At 60.7% G+C, this 1,432-nt stretch carries 1 protein-coding gene; it reads left to right on the top strand.

The window, feature by feature from the left end:
* The first annotated feature begins 92 nt into the window (after window positions 1-92).
* Window positions 93-1,421: an IS4 family transposase gene (locus NCS02_RS31870; RefSeq protein WP_250523526.1), complete on the top strand. Its 1,329-nt coding sequence runs from the start codon at window positions 93-95 to the stop codon at window positions 1,419-1,421.
* The last annotated feature ends 11 nt before the right edge of the window (window positions 1,422-1,432 follow it).

Below are 1,432 nucleotides of genomic sequence, written 5' to 3'. Positions count from 1 at the left end.
TAATGCCGTTCAGTTAAGCGACTGAACGGCATTTTATTTTGGTGCGGGAACTAGTTGTAAACGTTGCGCCGAGCTGTTAACTTTTCGGGGCGATGCTTGCCAACCACCTCACCTTCGTAATCGAAGCTCAGGAGCCGACCGATCTGCGACGGTTGGCTGAGCATCTGCCCTACGAGTGGGTCACGCGTGCGGTCCAGGCAACGGGCGCAGCGAGCATCCGGCGCCGTCGTCTGCCGGCTGAGCAGGTGGTGTGGCTGGTGATCGCGCTGGCGATGTACCGGCACTGGTCAATCAGCGAAGTACTCGACAGTCTCGATCTGGCCTTGCCCAACGAGGCCGCGCCGTTTGTGAGCAAGAGCGCCGTGGTGCAGGCCCGCCAACGCGTGGGCGAGGCGCCGATGGCGTGGCTGTTCGAGCAGACGGCACGGGCGTGGACGACTCAGGACGCGGCTCACCATGCGTTCAAGGGATTAAGTCTTTGGGCGATGGACGGCACCACGTTGCGCGTACCCGACAGTGCGGCCAACCGTGAGCACTTTGGCGCGCAAGGTTATGCCAGCGGCAAGGTGGCCAGTTATCCGCAGGTGCGCGCCGTGACGCTCACCGCCATTCCGACGCATCTGGTCGCCGATATCAATTTCGGTCGCTACGACACCAACGAAATGATGTACGCCAAAAGCCTGCTGCCGCAGATTCCGCAAGACTCGCTGACGGTGTTCGACAAGGGCTTTTTGGCTGCAGAAATCCTATGTGGGCTGACGATGAACGCCCCCAATCGTCACTTCCTGATTCCAGCCAAAGCGAATACCTGCTGGGAAGTGGTCTCGGGTACCGCTGACGATGCGACGGTGCGCATGCGCGTCTCGCCGCAGGCGCGCAAGAAATGTCCGGCTTTGCCCGAATTCTGGAATGCGCGGGCGATCCGAACTATCGACGCGCGTGGACGCGAACGCGTGCTGTTGACTTCGCTCGGCGATCGGCGACGTTTCAAACCCGCCGATATCGTTGCCTGCTACGAGCGCCGCTGGCAGATCGAGACCAGTTACGGCGAGCTTAAGCAATCGATGCTGGGTTCGGAGTTGACCTTGCGCAGCCGCACCGTCGAAGGCGTGTATCAGGAGATATGGGGTGCGCTGATCGCCTACAACCTGATTCGCCGTGAGATCGCCAGCGCCGCATGGGAGGCGAAACTCGCACCGACCGACATCAGCTTCGTGCGCGCCCTCCATACCATCCAGCACGAACTCATGTGGGCCGCCCTTACGCCGGCATATGCAAAGCTGCCCGCATGCCTTCGGCGTCTGCGCGAACGGCTCAAGTCGCTTCAAAATGAAAAACGACCCGGGCGCACATGCGACCGAGTCGTCAAATCCCGCCCCTCACGTTACTCCGTCCGGTACCTTAGAAAGGATCTTAACTGAACGGCATTAGG

This window comes from Caballeronia sp. NCF2, from assembly GCF_023631205.1.
GTDB lineage: Bacteria > Pseudomonadota > Gammaproteobacteria > Burkholderiales > Burkholderiaceae > Caballeronia > Caballeronia zhejiangensis.
This window is presented reverse-complemented; position numbering and strand designations above follow the sequence as displayed.